The sequence below is a fragment of the Mesorhizobium sp. WSM4840 genome, assembly GCF_055811755.1.
Map to the genome: position 1 here is coordinate 40,561 of NZ_JBVVQD010000007.1, position 17,104 is coordinate 57,664.

The 17,104-nt window shown below is 62.5% G+C and carries 15 protein-coding genes and 1 pseudogene; 9 read left to right on the forward strand and 7 right to left on the reverse strand.

Annotated elements, in window-relative coordinates:
• Window positions 1-178: 178 nt before the first annotated feature.
• Window positions 179-316 (reverse strand): annotated as a pseudogene (locus tag AC0L3I_RS11950) (amino acid ABC transporter permease); the annotation flags it as partial.
• Between the two features lie 601 nt (window positions 317-917).
• Window positions 918-1,205 (reverse strand): hypothetical protein, encoded by a 288-nt coding sequence (locus AC0L3I_RS11955; protein WP_473527030.1) that lies wholly within the window; start codon window positions 1,203-1,205, stop codon window positions 918-920.
• A gap of 124 nt (window positions 1,206-1,329) precedes the next feature.
• Between AC0L3I_RS11955 and AC0L3I_RS11960 the strand changes: the two genes are divergently transcribed.
• On the forward strand, window positions 1,330-2,874 hold the full coding sequence (locus tag AC0L3I_RS11960; RefSeq protein ID WP_473527031.1) for a winged helix-turn-helix domain-containing protein: 1,545 nt from the start codon (window positions 1,330-1,332) through the stop codon (window positions 2,872-2,874).
• A gap of 159 nt (window positions 2,875-3,033) precedes the next feature.
• Here the strand turns inward: AC0L3I_RS11960 and AC0L3I_RS11965 are convergent, their stop codons facing one another.
• The 4 genes from AC0L3I_RS11965 to speB all read right to left on the reverse strand — a co-directional run bounded on the left by AC0L3I_RS11965 (window position 3,034) and on the right by speB (window position 6,322).
• The gene (locus AC0L3I_RS11965; RefSeq protein ID WP_473488396.1) at window positions 3,034-3,681 is read right to left on the reverse strand and encodes an amino acid ABC transporter permease; all 648 of its coding nucleotides are present in this window, start codon (window positions 3,679-3,681) and stop codon (window positions 3,034-3,036) included.
• Entirely contained in the window at window positions 3,678-4,346 is a 669-nt protein-coding gene (locus AC0L3I_RS11970) for an amino acid ABC transporter permease (protein ID WP_473488397.1), read from the reverse strand. The genes AC0L3I_RS11965 and AC0L3I_RS11970 overlap by 4 nt, the downstream gene beginning before the upstream one ends.
• Before the next feature lie 21 nt (window positions 4,347-4,367).
• Window positions 4,368-5,171, reverse strand: coding sequence for a transporter substrate-binding domain-containing protein (locus AC0L3I_RS11975; RefSeq protein ID WP_254024590.1), 804 nt, complete (start codon window positions 5,169-5,171; stop codon window positions 4,368-4,370).
• Window positions 5,172-5,260: 89 nt separating this feature from the next.
• Window positions 5,261-6,322 (reverse strand): agmatinase, encoded by a 1,062-nt coding sequence (gene speB, locus AC0L3I_RS11980; protein WP_473527032.1) that lies wholly within the window; start codon window positions 6,320-6,322, stop codon window positions 5,261-5,263.
• Between the two features lie 235 nt (window positions 6,323-6,557).
• Between speB and gcvA the strand changes: the two genes are divergently transcribed.
• The 8 genes from gcvA to AC0L3I_RS12020 all read left to right on the forward strand — a co-directional run bounded on the left by gcvA (window position 6,558) and on the right by AC0L3I_RS12020 (window position 15,636).
• Window positions 6,558-7,532, forward strand: a complete 975-nt coding sequence (gene gcvA / locus AC0L3I_RS11985) for a transcriptional regulator GcvA (RefSeq protein ID WP_123146136.1) — start codon at window positions 6,558-6,560, stop codon at window positions 7,530-7,532.
• A 137-nt stretch (window positions 7,533-7,669) separates the two neighbouring features.
• Window positions 7,670-8,974: a nicotinate phosphoribosyltransferase gene (pncB, locus tag AC0L3I_RS11990; RefSeq protein ID WP_473488399.1), complete on the forward strand. Its 1,305-nt coding sequence runs from the start codon at window positions 7,670-7,672 to the stop codon at window positions 8,972-8,974.
• Between the two features lie 202 nt (window positions 8,975-9,176).
• Window positions 9,177-10,652 (forward strand): hypothetical protein, encoded by a 1,476-nt coding sequence (locus AC0L3I_RS11995; protein WP_473527033.1) that lies wholly within the window; start codon window positions 9,177-9,179, stop codon window positions 10,650-10,652.
• 168 nt (window positions 10,653-10,820) lie between these two features.
• Window positions 10,821-12,125, forward strand: a complete 1,305-nt coding sequence (locus AC0L3I_RS12000; RefSeq protein WP_473488401.1) for an ABC transporter substrate-binding protein — start codon at window positions 10,821-10,823, stop codon at window positions 12,123-12,125.
• 232 nt (window positions 12,126-12,357) lie between these two features.
• A complete protein-coding gene (locus tag AC0L3I_RS12005) occupies window positions 12,358-13,239 on the forward strand; it encodes a branched-chain amino acid ABC transporter permease (protein ID WP_095491192.1) in 882 nt (293 codons plus the stop codon).
• Window positions 13,236-14,198, forward strand: a complete 963-nt coding sequence (locus AC0L3I_RS12010; RefSeq protein WP_473527034.1) for a branched-chain amino acid ABC transporter permease — start codon at window positions 13,236-13,238, stop codon at window positions 14,196-14,198. Before AC0L3I_RS12005 ends, AC0L3I_RS12010 begins: the two co-directional genes overlap by 4 nt.
• Window positions 14,195-14,920: an ABC transporter ATP-binding protein gene (locus AC0L3I_RS12015; RefSeq protein ID WP_473488403.1), complete on the forward strand. Its 726-nt coding sequence runs from the start codon at window positions 14,195-14,197 to the stop codon at window positions 14,918-14,920. Before AC0L3I_RS12010 ends, AC0L3I_RS12015 begins: the two co-directional genes overlap by 4 nt.
• On the forward strand, window positions 14,917-15,636 hold the full coding sequence (locus AC0L3I_RS12020) for an ABC transporter ATP-binding protein (RefSeq protein ID WP_473527035.1): 720 nt from the start codon (window positions 14,917-14,919) through the stop codon (window positions 15,634-15,636). Before AC0L3I_RS12015 ends, AC0L3I_RS12020 begins: the two co-directional genes overlap by 4 nt.
• On the opposite strand, the gene AC0L3I_RS12025 is transcribed toward AC0L3I_RS12020, so the two are convergent.
• Entirely contained in the window at window positions 15,637-17,067 is a 1,431-nt protein-coding gene (locus tag AC0L3I_RS12025) for a sodium:proton antiporter (RefSeq protein WP_473488405.1), read from the reverse strand. It abuts the gene before it with no gap.
• Between the last annotated feature and the right edge of the window lie 37 nt (window positions 17,068-17,104).

The following is a 17,104-nucleotide window of genomic DNA, read 5'->3' on the forward strand; positions in this document are numbered from 1 at the left end:
TAAAGCATTGTGAGAGTACACAGAACTCTTCTTCCAACAAGGGGATAGCTCCGAAGAGGCAGCCGGAAACACGGTTATCGTCACCAATCGTTCTTCACAACGCGGAACCGGATAATCCCCAATGACTGCTTTTGACCCAAAAGATGGCATTCGAAACGCTAAGCGCAGAGGCAGCTTGCTAGTTTGTAGTCGCCCGTCGTTCAAGCGAGCGTGCATATTGCGTCAGCGGGAAGCACATGACGAAGAAGATCAAGGCGACCAACCCATAGACGGTGAACGGCTCGAAGGTCGCGTTGTTGATCGCGTTCGATGTCCTGCTGGCCAGGCCCCGAAAATCGTTTGATAATCAGCGTTTTCGGGGTTCTCTGAGACAACAACGACCGGGCGCATGGCTGGACCCATCGAGGGCGACTTGGCGTTTATACCCAGACTTAGACCAAGGTTTGTTAGAATCAGGTGATGCCGGCCTGCAAATAGCGGCTTTCTGCGCGACCAAGCCGATCTAGCGGGTGATAGGGAGGACACAGGAGTCACCAAGCTCATTCGACCCCCCTTTCACCAGGTTTCCCGTCGAAGGCACTGGCGCTTGGGCATCCAAACGCCCTCTTTCTTTCGGACGCTTGCGCCCTGTCTTCCCACTGGGGAAGGTGATAGCGCATGCGGGCCTCGCGGGGTTGGAAGGTCGCGATCCGAAGTACTTCCATTAAGATATCTTTAAAGTCCGACACGGCTCATCTCTTTGTTGGAAAGATTAAGCCTCGGCTGGCCCAAACGAGTTTGCCGTCGAGGTCGAATAGCATGCGGTTATGCGTATGAAGCGGGCTGTTAAACGATGCCTTGAGCAGCCTTGGTGACGCGGCGTGGAATCCTCGTCTGCGGGGGTCCGGTCCCTCGAACCGTCACTGTTGAACTTCATTTCAGTGGTATATGTTGAGTGATACCCTGCATGAGTCCGGATCGACGAAGAGCGGAGTGTACGCGACTGTATCCTTCTCCGGCTCGCGGGTGACCGGGCCGAAACTGCGGGCCGGTCCAATGAACGCTAAGGTTCTCGCGAGTGTAGCGCTATCGACGCGGCTGGCGTAGGTTTCCTGTTCCGGATTGTTGGATCGAACGCCGAGATATGCTGGGTTTGCTACCGGCTGATCGGCGAGTGCCGAGGTGGCGAGAAGCGAGAACCCGACCAGTGCTGTCAGTGTCGACATGATTACTCTCCTAAAGCGGAAGCCATCTTCCGATGCCTGGAGAATGAAGAACCGGCCGATCGCAGGCGTGGGGAAAGCTACGAAAAATTCCGAAATTCGAAGGTAGATTGTGTAAATTCTAGCCATGGCTGGGGAAGCGCTAAGGTTCGGACCATTTGTATTTGATCGCCGCCGGAGGCTCCTCTTGGCGCGCGGGCTGCCGACACCGATGGGAGCACGCGCACTTGCACTCCTGGAGGTGCTGCTCGAAGCAGGCGGCGGTGTGGTGACCCGCGCGGAACTAATGGACGCGGCCTGGCCAGCGACAAGCATCGAGGAAAGCAACCTCACCGTTCAGATTGCCGCTCTCCGGAGGAGTCTGAGCGAAGCGAGCGACGGCATGGAGTGGATCAAGACCGTGCCGCGCGTCGGCTACCGGTTTGCAGGATCGATCCATGACGATGAAGATGGGATGGAGCCTCAACCGCAGGGCGATGCAGCACGACGATCCGCACAGGGCCATTTGTCGGTTGCCGTCCTCCCGTTCAGAAACCTCGGCAACGACCCTGAGCAGGTGCCTTTTTCCGAGGGCTTGTCGGAAGACCTGATTACCGACTTATCGAAAGTACCGGGCATGACCGTGATCGCGCGGCATTCATCCTTTGCCTATCGAGGAAAGCAAATCGACCTCCGCGCGATCGGAGCGGAGTTGGGCGTCGCATACATTGTCGAGGGAAGCGTCCGCCGCGCCGGGGGACGCGTGCGTATCAATGCCGAGCTCACTAAAGTGGCTGAGATAACGCAAGTTTGGGCGGATCGTTTCGACGGCGACCTCGATGATGTCTTCAAGCTTCAGGATGACGTAGTCGGACGAATCGTCGCCGCACTTGCAGGGGCGCTTCCTCGTGGGCGACTCTCAGTGGGGCCGCGTGCAACAAGCATCGACGCGTACGACCATTTTGTTCGTGGTCGAGCATTGGTCATGCAATCGACGAAGGGCAACGAAGCGGCTCGGCCGCTGCTCCGGGCGGCAATTGAAAAAGACCCCGGCTTTGCCGCGGCACATGCATGGCTTGCAATGAGCCACTGTGCGGCTTGGGCGATGTGGGGAGAGGATCTGGAGCGTCACCGTGCGACAGCTCTGAAGGCTGCCGATCGCGCGGGAGCCCTCGACACGGAAAATGCAGATGCCCGGATGATATTGGGCTACATCCATGCTTATGAGGGAGATCTTTCCCGTGGTGACATGGAGTTCGGCGAAGCCCTGCGTCTCAATCCCAATCATGCTGACGCATGGGCCTTGCAGGCGGATCTACGTGTCTTCCAAGGAAGGGCGAGTGAAGGGGTCGAAAGCGTCAAGAGGGCCTTCCGGCTCAACCCATATCCCCCGCGAGTCTATTTTTGGGTGCTGGGCTTCGCCAACTATGCCGCGCGCCGATATGGGGAAGCGATCGAGGCGATCGAGGCATTGAAGCACGAAGCAACGTATCGAACGGGCTCCCAGCGTGTTCTGGCGGCCAGCTTGGCGCAACTTGGTCGTCTCGATGAAGCGAAGGCGGAGGCTGCACTGTTTCTTTCCGACAACCCTAATTTTAAGGCTCGACGCTGGGCTGACATACATCCGTTTCAAAATCCCGCTGACCGGGAGCACTTTGTCGAAGGGTATATCAACGCCGGTCTCCCGAACTGAAGAAGCTTCCCAGGCCGCGCCGCTCAACGGCGCGTGCCACCCGTTGCGGACGTTCGAAGTTCAACTCGCGAACGACCTCCTTGGGTCAGAACCGGACGTTGGTGAACGGCAGTTCTGACCCAAGGGAGACATTCGAGCGCTGACCGCAGAGGCAGATCCCTAGTTTGTAGCCGTCGCGCGTTCAAGCCTGCGTGCATATTGCGTCAGCGGAAAGCACATGACGAAGAAGATCAAGGCGACCAGCCCATAGACGGTGAACGGCTCGAAGGTCGCGTTGTTGATCGCGTTGGATGTCCTGACCAGTTCCTCGAAACCGATGATCGAGGTCAGCGCGGTCGACTTGATCAGCTGCACCAGGAAACCGACGGTCGGGGCGCGGGTGATCGAAAACGCTTGCGGCAGGATGATCAGCCTCAGTTCCTGCAGATAGTGAAGGCCGAGACTGGCGCCGGCGTCCCACTGGCCGCGCGGCAGCGCATCGACACCACTGCGCCAGATTTCGGCGAGATAGGCACTGGCGAAGAAGGTAAGGCCAAGTGCTGCGGCGGTCCAAGGTTCGATGCGCAAGCCCAGCATCGGCAGGCCGAAGAACATCAGGAAGAGCTGCATGAGCAGCGGCGTTCCCTGGAAAAGCGCGATGTAGCCCGACGCAAGCCGCCGCGCCCATTTATTCTTGGCGATCCTGAAGAACAGCACGAGCATGCCGACCACACCGCCGCCGACGAAGGCCGCCAGCGACAGAAGCACCGTCCAGCGCGCGGCGAGCAGAAGGTTGCGGACGATATCCCAAAAGGTAAATTCGATCATGACACGCCGGCTCCCAGAGCGTGGCGGCCGCCGCTGACCAGCAGCCGGCGCAGCCCCACGGAAAGAACGAGATAGACGATCGTCACCACGAAATAGGTCTCGAAAGCACGGAAGGTGCGCGCCTGCAGCATGTCGGCCTCGTAGGTCAGTTCGCGCACCGCGATCTGCGACACCACGGCCGACTCCAGCATCATGATGATGATCTGGCTGGTCAGCGCCGGATAGATCACCTTGAGCGCCTGCGGCAGCACGATCTTGACGAACACCTGGCGCAGCCTGAGCCCAAGCGCAAGGGCTGCTTCCGTCTGCCCGCGCGGCACGGCGTCGAGCCCGGCGCCGACGATCTCGATCGTGTAGGCCGCCATGTTGAGCGTCATTGCCAGCATGGCGGCCAGCAGCGGATCGAGCCTCACGCCGATGCTGGGCAACCCGAAGAAGATGAAGAACAACTGCACCAGGAACGGCGTGTTCCTGATAATTTCGACATAGACGCCGATTGCCCGCTTGAGCAGCAAGGGGCCGTTTCGCCGCCCTGCCGCGCCGAGGATGCTGAGGAACGTTCCCGCGAGCGTGGTCACGGCGATCAAAAGGATCGTCATGGCCGCCCCGCGCGCGATCGCACCTATCGCATCGGCAAGCCAGCCGAAGTCGAGGCTGTAGCCCATGATAGGTCCTTACCCCGGAGATCAATCCTTGAGGTTGTCGGGATTGAGCGGTGTTTTGAGCCAGGCTTTCGAGCTTTCGTCCAGCTTGCCGTCGGCCAGCATCTTGGCGACCGCGTCGTTGACCGCCTGCTTCAGGCGGTCCTCGTTCTTGTTGAGGCCGATATGTGAGGGCGAGGTGAGAAGCTGGAACTTCTGTTCAGGCTTCAGTGCCTCCTGGCGGGCGAGCACCTGGGCGCCGACATCGTTGCCGACGACCATCAGCTGGGTCTGACCCGAGATGAAGGCCTGGATGACGGAGTTGTAGTTGTCGAAACGGCGGATGTCGGCCGAGGCGGGTGCTGCCTCGGTCAGTGACGTATCTTCCAGCGTGCCGCGGTTGACGGCGATCGACTTGTCGGCGAGGTCGTCCTTGCCTTCGACCTTGAGCGCGGCCGGGCCGATGACGGCGATATAATAGGGTGCGTAGGCGGCGGCGAAATCGATCACCTGCTCACGCTCCTTGGAATAGCCGACGCTCATCAGGATATCGACGCGCTTGTCGGTAAGATACGGAATGCGGTTCTGGCCGGTCACGCTGACCAAATTGAGTTTGACCTTGAGCTGGTCGGCGATGAACTGCGCCACGTCGATGTCATAGCCCTTGATGCTCATGTCGGCACTGGCCGAGGAGAAGGGCGGAAAGTCGGAGAAAATGCCGACATTGATGGCGCCGGCCTTGGTGATGTCGTCGAGCGCGTCGGCATTGGCGGCCTGGGTGGCAAGACCAAGGCCGGCGAGCATCAGCACGGCTGCGATGGATGATTTGAGCTTCATGTGAAGTGTCATTTTCGTTCCCCTGCTGGAAGCTTGTTTTGTTTGAATGCGGCCGCCGGCTCCAGCGCGGCGGTCGCCTTGGAACTTCATGGTCTGATGCGTCAGGCTCCCTTGCCTGAGATCGCCGGGCTGAACACCATCAGGCTGAGGATCTCGAACAGCACCTGCGCGCCGGCATGGGCCGTGTTGGTGGTTGCGTCGTATTGCGGCGCCACCTCGACGACGTCGCCGCCGACGATGTTGAGCCCTTTGAAGCCGCGCAGGAGTTCAAGCACTTCCCGCGTCGTCAGCCCGCCGACTTCCGGCGTGCCGGTGCCCGGCGCGAAGGCCGGGTCGATGCTGTCGATGTCGAAGGAGACATAGGTCGGGCCATCGCCGACGATCTGGCGCGCCTTCGCGATGATGGCAGGGATGCCGAGGCCGGTCACCTCTTCGGCATGGACCACGGTCATGCCGGATTCGTAGGTGAACTCCCATAGATACTCGGCCGAGCCGCGAATGCCGATCTGGATGGTGCGCGACGGGTCGAGCACGCCGTCCAACACCGCGTTGCGGAACGGCCCGCCATGGTGGAATTTGGTCATGTCGAACAAGCCGCTGGTGTCGCAGTGGGCGTCGATATGGATCATGCCGACCGGCGCTTTTTTGCCGACAGCCTTCAGGATCGGATGGCTGATCGAATGATCGCCGCCGACCGAAAGCGGGATGACGCCGGCATCGACGATCTGGTTGGTGCGGCGCTCGATGTCGTCATGGCTGGTCTCCAGCCGGTAGCGGCTCTGGAACGGCACGTCGCCGATGTCGGCCACCTTCAGCTCATGCGTCGGTGCGCATTCCAGTACATGGTTGTAGGGGCCGATGCGCTCGATGGCGCGCAGCGCCCTTGGCCCGAAGCGGGCACCCGGCCGGTTGGTGACGCCGAGGTCCATCGGCACGCCGATCATCGCCACCTGCAGGTCGCCGAAATCAGGATTGTCGGCGGCAATTTCCCGGTAGGGCGCGGCGAGGAAGGTCGGGATGCCGGAATAGGGCGCCAGCCGTGTGCCGCTCTTGGAGAAGATCTTGTCGGCGACGCGCCGGAATTTCGGGTCGAACATCTCGCCGCCATGGCTCTCGCCATATTTGCGGCGCAACGCTTCGAGCTTGCCGCGATCATAACCCATGTCGGTCCTCCATGGCTGGTGCGGAGCGGCCATCAATGACGGTCGCCATCCTGCCGGCTGCCTGCGGATTTCACGTCTTGATGCTGTTCGACCCAAAGTGTCTTGCAGCTGCATTGAAAAATCAATTGATATTGTTAGGGTCTTTGCTGTGAGAAAATCTCACATTAATGTTGAGCACGATCTTATCCGAAAACCGGGTCCCCACTTTTCGGGATCGTGCTCCTTTGAGGCCCCGATGGCCAAGCGTCTACCTCCCCTGAATCCTTTGCGGGCCTTCGAGGCGACGGCGCGCCACGCCTCGCTGACCAAGGCCGCGGCTGAGCTCAACGTCACCCATGGCGCCATCAGCCACCAGATCAAGGCGCTCGAACAGTCGCTTGGCGTCAAGCTGTTCGAGCGCGCTGGTCAGCGGGTGAAGCTGACGCCGCACGGCGCCGAATTGCTGCCGGCGGTGTCGACCGCCTTCGACGGTATCGCCGCCGCCACGCAGCGCATGACGAGGCCGGCGAGCACCGGCGCCCTCTCGGTGTCCTGCGTGCCGGCGCTGCTGCTGTTGTGGATGATCCCGCGGCTCGGCAGCTTCACCTCGCAATATCCCGACATCAGGCTGACGCTGATTCCGTCCAATGACGCCAAGGACATCCGCGCACCGCATATCGACGTCTGCGTGCACTATGGCGACGGCAGCTGGACCGATTGCTGGATGCGCAAATGGTCGGGCCTCGAACTGTTCCCGGTGGTCAGCCCGACGCTGATCAACAATCGTCCGATCCGCACCGTGCGCGATCTCGCCGATCATGTCTTCCTGCATGGCGACGACGGCCGTGAGTGGCACACCTGGCTGGCCGCCGCCGATGCGCTGGATCTGGAGCGCGGCCGCCGCCATCATCTCGGCGATGCTCGCATGGCGACCGAGGCGGCGGTTCATGGCCATGGCGTGGCGCTTGGCGATACGGTGACCGCAAGCGGACTGCTCGCCAGGGGACTGCTTGTCGCGCCGTTCAGCCTGTCGGTGCCGGCGGTCGACGATTTCTACGTCGTCTGCCGCAACGAGATGAGGTCGGCGCCGATCGTGCAGCTGTTCATCGACTGGCTGTTTGCCGAGAAGGAACAGGCCGACAGCCGCGCCGATGCGCCGGTGGCGGGCCGCATTGGCATCCGCAGGAAGCGCCCGGCGCTGCGAGTGATCGGCGCCAAGACCGCGTCCTGAGGCTGCAATTGCCGGAGCCGCGCGCTTGCCGCAGGTTTTCTTTTTGTCGGGCCAGCCCGCCAAGCGGGAGGCGCATTCAAAAATTCAATGCTAAGAGGCATTCCGCAGGGAGCCAGCAGTGAAGGCGGCATCGAGACATGACTAAGACCGATATAGCGCGGCGCGTCTACAACCACACCTGGAAGCTCGACCCGATCGTCCGCAGCCTGCTTGACACCGATTTCTACAAGCTGCTGATGCTGCAGATGATCTGGGGCATGTATCCCGAGGTCGATGCCACCTTCTCACTGATCAACCGCACCACCTCGGTTCGCCTTGCCGAGGAGATCGACGAGGTGGAACTGCGTGATCAGCTCAACCATGCCCGCACCTTGCGCTTCTCGAAGAAAGAGATGATCTGGCTCGGCGGCAACACCTTCTATGGCCGCAAGCAGATTTTCGAACCGGAATTCCTCGCCTGGCTCGAAAATTTCCAGCTGCCCGAATACGAGCTTTCCAAGCGCGATGGCCAGTACGAATTGAGGTTCAGCGGCCCGTGGATGTACACGACGCTGTGGGAGATTCCGGCGCTGGCAATTATCAATGAACTTCGATCTCGCGCGGCCATGCGGGCGTTCGGGCCCTTCGCGCTCGACGTGCTCTATGCCCGCGCCAAGGCCAAGATGTGGGCCAAGACCGAGCGGCTGAAAGCGCTGCCCGATATCCGGATTTCGGATTTCGGCACCCGCCGCCGCCATTCCTTCCTGTGGCAGCGCTGGTGCGTCGAAGCGCTCAAGGAAGGTATCGGCGAGGCTTTCACCGGTACGTCCAACGTGCTGCTCGCCATGGACAACGACCTGGAAGCGCTCGGCACCAACGCGCATGAACTGCCGATGGTGTTCGCCGCGCTCGCCAATTCGGAAAAGGAATTGAAACAGTCGCCCTACAAGGTGCTGCAGGACTGGCAGCGCTACTATGGCGGCAATTTGCTGATCGTGCTGCCGGACACCTTCGGCACCGCGGCGTTCCTGCGTGATGCGCCGGAGTGGATCGCCGACTGGACCGGTTTCCGCCCCGACAGCGCGCCGCCGATCGAGGGCGGCGAGAAGATCCTTTCCTGGTGGCGCGAAAAGGGCAAGGACCCCAGGCAGAAGCTGCTCATCTTCTCCGACGGGCTCGAGGTCGAGACCATCGAGGAAACCTACCGCCATTTCCACGGCAAGGTGCGCATGTCCTTCGGCTGGGGCACCAACCTGACCAATGATTTCGAGGGCTGCGCGCCGACCAACACCAACCGGCTCGACGCCATCTCACTGGTCTGCAAGGTCACAGAGGCCAATGGCCGCCCGGCGGTAAAGCTCTCCGATAATCCAGCCAAGGCCACCGGTGACGAGAAAGAGATCGAGCGGTATCTGCGTTTATTTGGCGAGAAAGACCGCGTGGAGCAGCTGGTCAAGGTGTGAAGGCTGCGAATGGTTTCGCGTCGCCAAAAGGGAAATCTCGGATAGCGTGAGTTCCCGCCCACCCCCCTCTGTCCTGCCGGACATCTCCCCCGCAAGGCCCGCAAGGGGGGAGATCGGCAGTTCGTTCGAACGGCGCCCTTCCTGCAACGTCGAAGATTGGCGAAAGCCGACATGCCAGCCAATCTCCCCCTTTGCGGGGGAGATGTCCGGCAGGACAGAGGGGGGTGCGAAGGATCACTGCGGGCGAGCATATTCTTTCTGGACGGGAGCTTTCATCTGTTCGGATTTCATCGCATCGCCCACCCCCGCCTTCGCCCATGCCTCCGATCGCGGCCACGTCCTGCTTCTGCCCACCGGCTACTACGTCGCCGGCGGTGCGCTCGCGGTCGCCGCCAGTTTCCTTGTCCTGGCACTGCTGCCCTCAGACTTTCCTGCCCGCTTCTGGCGGCGGCGTCTGCCGCTGTTCGCGTTCGGCGACGGCGCACGGGCAACCGTCAGCCTGATATCCTTTGCCGGCTTCGCGATTCTCGTTGCGGCCGGCCTGTTCGGCAGCCGCGATCCGCTTTCCAACCCGCTGCCCCTGACCGTCTGGACGCTGCTCTGGGTTGGGCTGGTTCTGCTGCAGGGGCTGCTCGGCAATCTCTGGTCATGGCTGAACCCCTGGTACGGGCCTTGGCGTGTCATTTCCAGCCTGTTCGGCGCGCGCGAGACATGGCGCCCGCCCCGGTGGCTCGGCTACTGGCCGGCCGTCGTGCTGTTCTTCGCATTCGCCTGGTTCGAGCTGATCGACCCGGCGCCCGATGATCCGGCGCGGCTCGCCCGGGCCGCCGGCCTCTATTGGCTGCTGAGTTTTGCCGCCATGCTGATGTTCGGCTACCGCGACTGGAGCCGGCACGGTGAGTTCCTGACCGTCTTTTTCGCCATGGTTGCGCGATTCGCCCTCCTTGAGCGCAATGAAGTCGAGCGCAATGAAGGCGGGCGCAATGAAGGCGGTCGACTCAGTCTGTGCTGGCCGGGCGCCAAGCTCAGCGATGCCGCGCCGCTGTCGCTCAGCGGCATTGCTTTCCTGCTGCTTGCGCTGTCGTCGGTCTCCTTCGACGGCCTGTCCAAAACCTTCTTCTGGCTCGGCCTGTTCGGGCTCAATCCGCTGGAGTTTCCAGGCCGCACGGCGGTGATCGGCGTCGGCACCTTCGGGCTCGTGCTGACGTTCGTCCTGCTTGCGGCCGCGTTCATCCTTGCAATTGTCCTCGGCCAGCGTCTTGCCGGCAGCCCGCATTCCCTCGGTCAGGCTGCAGGGCTGCTGGTCTGGTCGATCGTGCCGATCGCGCTCGCCTATCATGTTGCGCACTATCTGACGGCGCTGCTCGTCGACGGCCAATACGCCATGGCTGCGCTTTCCGACCCATTTGCGCTGGGCTGGGACCTGTTCGGCACCGCCGACATGCGGGTCGAAGCCGGCACGGCCGCCGGCGCCGGCTCGGCATGGTGGCTGTGGAATTTTCAGGCCGGCGTCATCATCGCCGGCCACATGCTCGCCGTGCTCGTCGCGCATGGCCTCGCCTGGCGCTTGCATCCGGTTCCCGCCCGCGCCGCGCTCAGCCAGTTTCCGCTCACCGTGCTGATGATCGCCTATACGGTCTTAGGCCTGTGGCTGCTTGCCACGCCGGCTGCCGGATGAGACAAAAGCCCACTTCGACGGCGTCGATTGATCCCTCGGGAAAGCCCGCTTGCCACATCAGGGCTTTGGTGATTTAGTTTGTACACATGCAATTTCGGCGCTCTTATCAAGAGTGGCCCGCCTCGCTACAGCCATTGGTCAAAACTCAAAAAAACAAGGGGAACTGCCGTGACTGACAAGAATGGGTTTTTCGATCTCTCCAAGACCGGTCTCACCCGCCGCACGGCGCTCAAGGGGTTGGCCGCGGGCGCCGGTCTCGCCGTCGCGCCCGGGTTCGTGCGCTACAGCCAGGCGCAGAGCGCGGCGCCGATAAAGATCGGCTTCCAGTGCCACCGCACCGGCATCGGCGCTGCCTATGGCCGCTGGTACGACAGGACCACCGCCGCCGCGGTCAAGGCGATCAACGAAGCCGGCGGCATCAACGGCCGGCCGGTCGAGGTGATCATCGAGGATGACGGCACCGATCCCGGCCGCGGCGCCGAAGTGGTCGGCAAGTTCGCCACCCAGCACAAGACCGACATCGTCTACGGCACGCTGTTTTCGCATGTCGTCATCGGCTCGGCACCCGCCGCCGGCGAGGCCAAGATGCCCTATTTTGTCGTCAGCGAAGGCCACCACGTCGCCTCGACCAAGCTCAACCGCTACGTTTTCCAGCCCGGCATCACCGACGTGAAGAGCCAGATCCAGGCGATGGCGCCATGGATCGCGGCGAATGCCGGCAAGAAGGTGACGCAGATATTCCCCGATTTCGCCTTCGGCTACGACCATCGCGACTACCTGCCGCCAGCGCTGAAAGCGCAGGGCGCCGAGGTCATCGCCCAGATAGCCATCCCGCCGACGGAATCGTCCTTCACCAAATACTTTCCGCAGATCCCGGCCGAAACCGAGGTGATCTACCACGTCATGGTCGGCCCGGCGGTGCTCACCTTCGTCAAGGAACTCGGCGAATTCTACGGCTCCAACCGGCCGCAGCTGTTCGGCTTCATCGATTCGCTCGAAGCCACCGACATCAACAGCCCCGGCCTCGAATTCCTCGACGGCAGCCATTTCTGGGAGGGCTCGCCGCGCTACGCGCAGCCCGATGATTCCGCCGCGCAGAAGGCCTATCGCGCCGCCGTCGGCATCGACGACAACGGTGCCGCCGTCGGCGATCCGAAGGACGTCTCCACCGCCGCCCACATGTTCGGCTGCTGGGAAACGCTCTATGTCGTCAAGAAGGCGATGGAGGATGCTGGCTACAAGGGTCCCGAAGACCGCGCCAAGCTGGTCGAGGCGACCGAGGCCTTGACCGAGTTCGCCGAAGGCCCCGAGCATCCGCAGGGGCCGAAGACCTTCAACGGCAAGATCCACCAGTGTTTTGGCATCCAGAACATCTCCAAGGTCGAAGGCGGCCGGCTGAACGTCGTCCACAAGACCAAGATCGAGGACGGCCTCTACGAGCCGGAAGGGGATTACACGACCCAGCCGCTGTAAGCTTGGTTCTGTAAGCACAGTGCGCTTCGATCCACCCCCCTCTGTCCTGCCGGGCATCTCCCCCTCAAGGGGGGAGATTGGCTGTCATCACCACTTTCGCCAATCGCCAAGGTTGATAGATGGCCGCGTTCATGGGAACTGCCAATCTTCCCCCTTGAGGGGGAGATGGCAAGTCTTGGCAAAGAGGGCAGGCCAGAGGGGGGTGCTTCGCGCATCCGCCGGTGCTTAGCCGATGCACTTCGGACCTCATCTTCTCCTTGCTGCCCTCGAAGGCCTCGTCACCTCCGCGGTGCTGGCGCTGACGGCGCTTGGGCTGTCGCTGGTGTTCGGCGTCATGCGTGTCGTCAATGTCGCCCATGGTGAGCTCTTTATGCTGGGTGCGGTGCTTGCCTGGGCGATCTCCACGGCGATATCGGGCCATCCGGCGCTCGGTTTTCTGGCGGCGCTGGTGCTGGCGCCGCTGATCGTCGGCCTGATCGCGCTGGTCGCTGAACGGCTGGTGTTGCGCCGGCTGAATTACAATCCGGAAGCCACCATCGTCGCAACCATCGGAATGCTCTACATCATCCAGCAACTGGCGCTGACCTTCTACGGTCCCGAGGCACGGCCGGTTGAGGCGCCCTTCAGCTACCGCATCCTTTTGCCGTGGTTCGGCTATTCCGGCTACAAGCTGTCGATCATCGCCGCGTCCGCGCTTCTGCTTGTCGCGACGTGGTTCGTGCTGACGCGTACGAAAATCGGCCTTGTCATGCGCGCCACGCAATACGACAGCGAGACGGCGCAGGCCTTCGGCATTCCGGTCGACCGCGTCTATGCCGGTGTCTTCGCGCTCGGCGCCATGCTGGCGGCGGTGGCCGCGGTGCTGATCGTGCCGATCAGCCAGGCGCATTATCTGATGGGGCAGGACCCGCTGCTGTTGTCCTTCATCGTCGTCATAATCGGCGGCCTCGGCTCGCTGCGCGGCACCGTGGTCGCCGCCGTGCTCATCGGCCTGTCGGACGGCATCATCTCGGTGTTCTTCTCGCCGACGCTGGCCAAGATCATCGCCACGCTGCTGGTTGCCATGGTGCTGGTGTTCCGGCCGCAAGGTCTGTTCGGGACGGCATCGCGATGAAGGAGGCTTCACCGGCAAAAGCCTATGCGTTGCATCTGGGCGTCATCGCCCTGCTGTTCGCCCTAAGCTTCGTCCTGCCGGAATACCATCACGGCTTGCTCGCCCGCATCATGGTGCTGGCGGTCTTCGCCATGGGTTACAACATGCTGTTCGGTTATGTCGGGCTGCTCAGCCTCGGCCACGCCATGTTCTTTTCGGCCGGGCTCTATGGCGCCGGCCTTGCCGTCATCCATCTCGGCTGGAGCGTGCCGGCCGCCTTCGCCGCCGGGCTTGCCTGCGGTGCGCTTCTCGCGCTGGTGATCGGCGTGCTGGCGCTGCGCACTTCCGGCGTCGCCTTCATGATCGTCACCATGATGTTCGCGCAGGTGTTCTACCTCATAATCCTCTATTTCGCCTCCTGGACCGGCGGCGATCAGGGCCTGGTCGTGCCACAGTCGGCGCGTGTGCTTGTTTTGGGCAGCACGTCGCTCGGCCTCACCAATCCGACCGTGCGCTACATGAGCGCACTCGTCCTGTTCTCGATCGTGCTGCTGGTGACGCTCGCCGTCGTCCGCTCCAGGTATGGCCGTGTGCTGGTCGCCATCCGCGAAAACGAGGAGCGGACCAAAATGCTCGGCTACGACACGTTTTCCAACAAGCTTGCCGCGGTCCTCGTCTCCGGCACAATCTGCGCGGCTTCGGGCGCCGCCTACGCGCTGCTGTTCGGTTATGTCGGCTCGACCTTCGCCTCGGTGCAATATTCCATCCTGCCGCTGCTCTGGGTGCTGCTCGGTGGTGCTGCCACCACGCTCGGTCCATTGATCGGCACGCTGTTCATGTACTATGTCGTCGACGTCACCAGCGGCTACACCTCGGCCTATCTGCTGATCGTCGGCATCGCCCTCATCCTGCTGGTGCTGTTCTTCCCCAGGGGCATCCTCGGCACCATCCGCCAGCGCTGGCTCGGATGGCTGCCATGATGCCGCTGCTGACGACCAAGGGCCTGTCCCGCAATTTCGGCGGCCTGCGCGCCGTCGACGGCGTCGACTTCGCCCTCATGCCGGGCGAGATTCGCGCCGTCATCGGCCCCAATGGCGCCGGCAAGACCACCTTCATCAGTCTGGTCAGCGGTCGCATCCAGCCGTCGTCGGGCATGATCGTCTTCGACGGCGCCGACATTACCAACCTGCCGGCCTACGCCAGGGTCCGCCTTGGCATCGCCTATACCTTCCAGATCACCAGCGTCTTTGCCAATCTCACCGCCTACGACAACGTCGCGCTGCCGGTGCAGCGCACGCTGACCGATGGCCGCTCGAAAGGTGCCGTACATGTCGGCGTCATGACGGCGCTTGAGCGCACCGGCCTTGCCGACCGCGCCCACATGCCGGCCGGGCAATTGTCCTATGGCCATCAGCGCCTGCTCGAAGTGGCGATGGGGCTGGCGCTAAAGCCGCGCCTGCTGATCCTCGACGAGCCGACGCAGGGGCTGGCCGACAGCGAGATCGACAATTTCATCGGGCTGGTGCGCGAGATCGCCAAAAGCGCCACCGTGCTTCTAATCGAACACAACATGCCGGTGGTCATGCAGCTTGTCGACCGCATCACCGTCTTCAACGCCGGCAAGATCTTGGCCGAAGGCACGCCCGAGCAGGTCCGCGCCAATGGCGAGGTGCAGGACGCCTACCTGGGGACGACCCCATGACTCAACCATGGGCTGAAGCTCTGACCATCTCCGGGCTCGACTGCTTCTACGGCGAGGTCCAGGTGCTCTACGGCCTCGACCTCGTGCTGCACAAGGGCGAGGTGCTTTGCCTGTTCGGCCGCAACGGCGCCGGCAAGACGACGACGCTGAAGGCGATCATGGGCCTCGTTCCCTCACGCGCCGGCTCGATCAGGCTCGACGGCAAGGAGTTGACCGGCCTGCCGGCGCATGACGTGCCGAAGGCGGGCGTCGCCTATGTGCCGCAGGGCCGGCGGCTGTTCGCCGAGATGACGGTGGCGGAAAACATCGAGATCGGCCTGATGGCGCGCGGCAAGGGCAAGACGACGCGCGAAAACGTGCTCGACCTTTTCCCGCTGCTGCGCCAGCGGCTGAGACAACGCTCCGGCACGCTGTCAGGCGGCGAGCAGCAGATGCTGGCCATGGCGCGGGCCCTGTGCCTCGAGCCGCAGGTGCTTCTGCTCGACGAGCCGACCGAAGGGCTGATGCCGTCGATGATCGCCAGGATCCGCGAGACGGTGTCGAAGCTGCGCGACCTTGGTGTCTCGACGATCCTGGTCGAGCAGCGCGTCGATGCCGTGCTGTCCGTCGCCGACCGTGTCTCGTTCATCGAGAACGGCCGCAACCGCGAGACCGTCGATGTCGAGGAGCTCCGCGCCGATCCGTCGGCGGTCCGCCGCTATGTCGGCGTCGTCTGATCAGCCAAGGAACAGAAAACCCGCGATCAGGAATATCGGGATCAGCACCGCGCCCGACCACGCCATGTAGCCGAAGAAGCCCGGCATTTTCACGCCGCGATGCCTGGCAATGGCGTAGACCATGAAGTTCGGTGCATTGCCGATATAGGTGTTGGCGCCCATGAACACTGCGCCGGTCGAGATCGCCGCCAGCGTCGAGGCGAAGGTGGTCATTAGATGCTGCGGATCGCCGCCGGCGAGCTCGAAGAACACCAGATAGGTCGGCGCATTGTCGAGGAAGGACGACAGCGCTCCGGTCATCCAGAAATAGACAAGGTCGTTTGGCTCGCCCGTGGGCGAACTGACAAGCGAGACCAGCGGCGCCAGCGCGCCGTCGGCACCGGCCCTGAGAATGGCGATGACCGGCACGATGCAGATGAAGATGCCGGCGAACAGTTTCGCCACCTCGGCGATCGGCTCCCAGTGGAAGTTGTTCGCCTGCCTGTGACTCTTGCGCGAGACGCCGAGCGAAAGGAAGGCAAGCGCCAGGATGATCGCGTCGCGCACGAGGTTCTGCAATTCAAGGCTCACGCCCTGGACGGAGAAAGCCACGCCTGGCTTCCAGGTCGCGGAAAGCAGGATCGCGCCGATCACTCCGGCCAGCAGCGGGACGTTGGGCAGGCCTCGAATGCGCACCTTCGTGTCCGGTGTCGGATCTTTGATCTTCGGCGCACCAGCCTCGCGGTGATGCAGGATGATGTCCATGGCCAGGAAGACCGCGAGCACCAGGCCGCCGACGAACAGTGTCTCCTGATAGAGGTTGGTGGTGGTCCAGAAGAAATCGATGCCGCGCAGGAAGCCGACGAACAGCGGCGGGTCGCCGAGCGGCGTTAGCGAGCCGCCGATGTTGGACACCAGGAAAATGAAGAAGATGACGACATGGGCGTTGAACCGCCGGTTGTCGTTGGCGCGCAGGATCGGCCGGATCAGGATCATCGAGGCGCCGGTCGTGCCGATGACCGAGGCGAGCATCGCCCCGATCAGCAGCAGTCCGGCATTCACCAGCGGCGTGCCGTGAATGTTGCCGGCGACGAGGATGCCGCCCGAAATGGTGAACAGCGCAAACAGAAGAATGATGAACGACATATATTCGGTGAGCAGCGCATGCAGCACCGCCTCCGTGGCCGAAGGCATGCCGAATGCAACCGCCAGCGGCACGACCGCAAGGGCGGCCCAGAAGAAGGTGATCTTGCCGTAGTTATGCTCCCAGACATGGTGGAAGAGCAAAGGCCCAGTGGCGATCGACAGAAGCAGGCCAGCAAAGGGCAGCGCCCACCACAGCGACATTGTTTCGCCCGGCAACTCGTGGGCCTCGGCTGCGAGCGCTATTCCTGGAAACAGGGTTGCGACTGCCACCACAGCGCCCGCCGTCAAAGCCGCCGCAAACCGCATAAAGCCCCCTCTGGAAGTGTGTCGAATGCGATTGGTG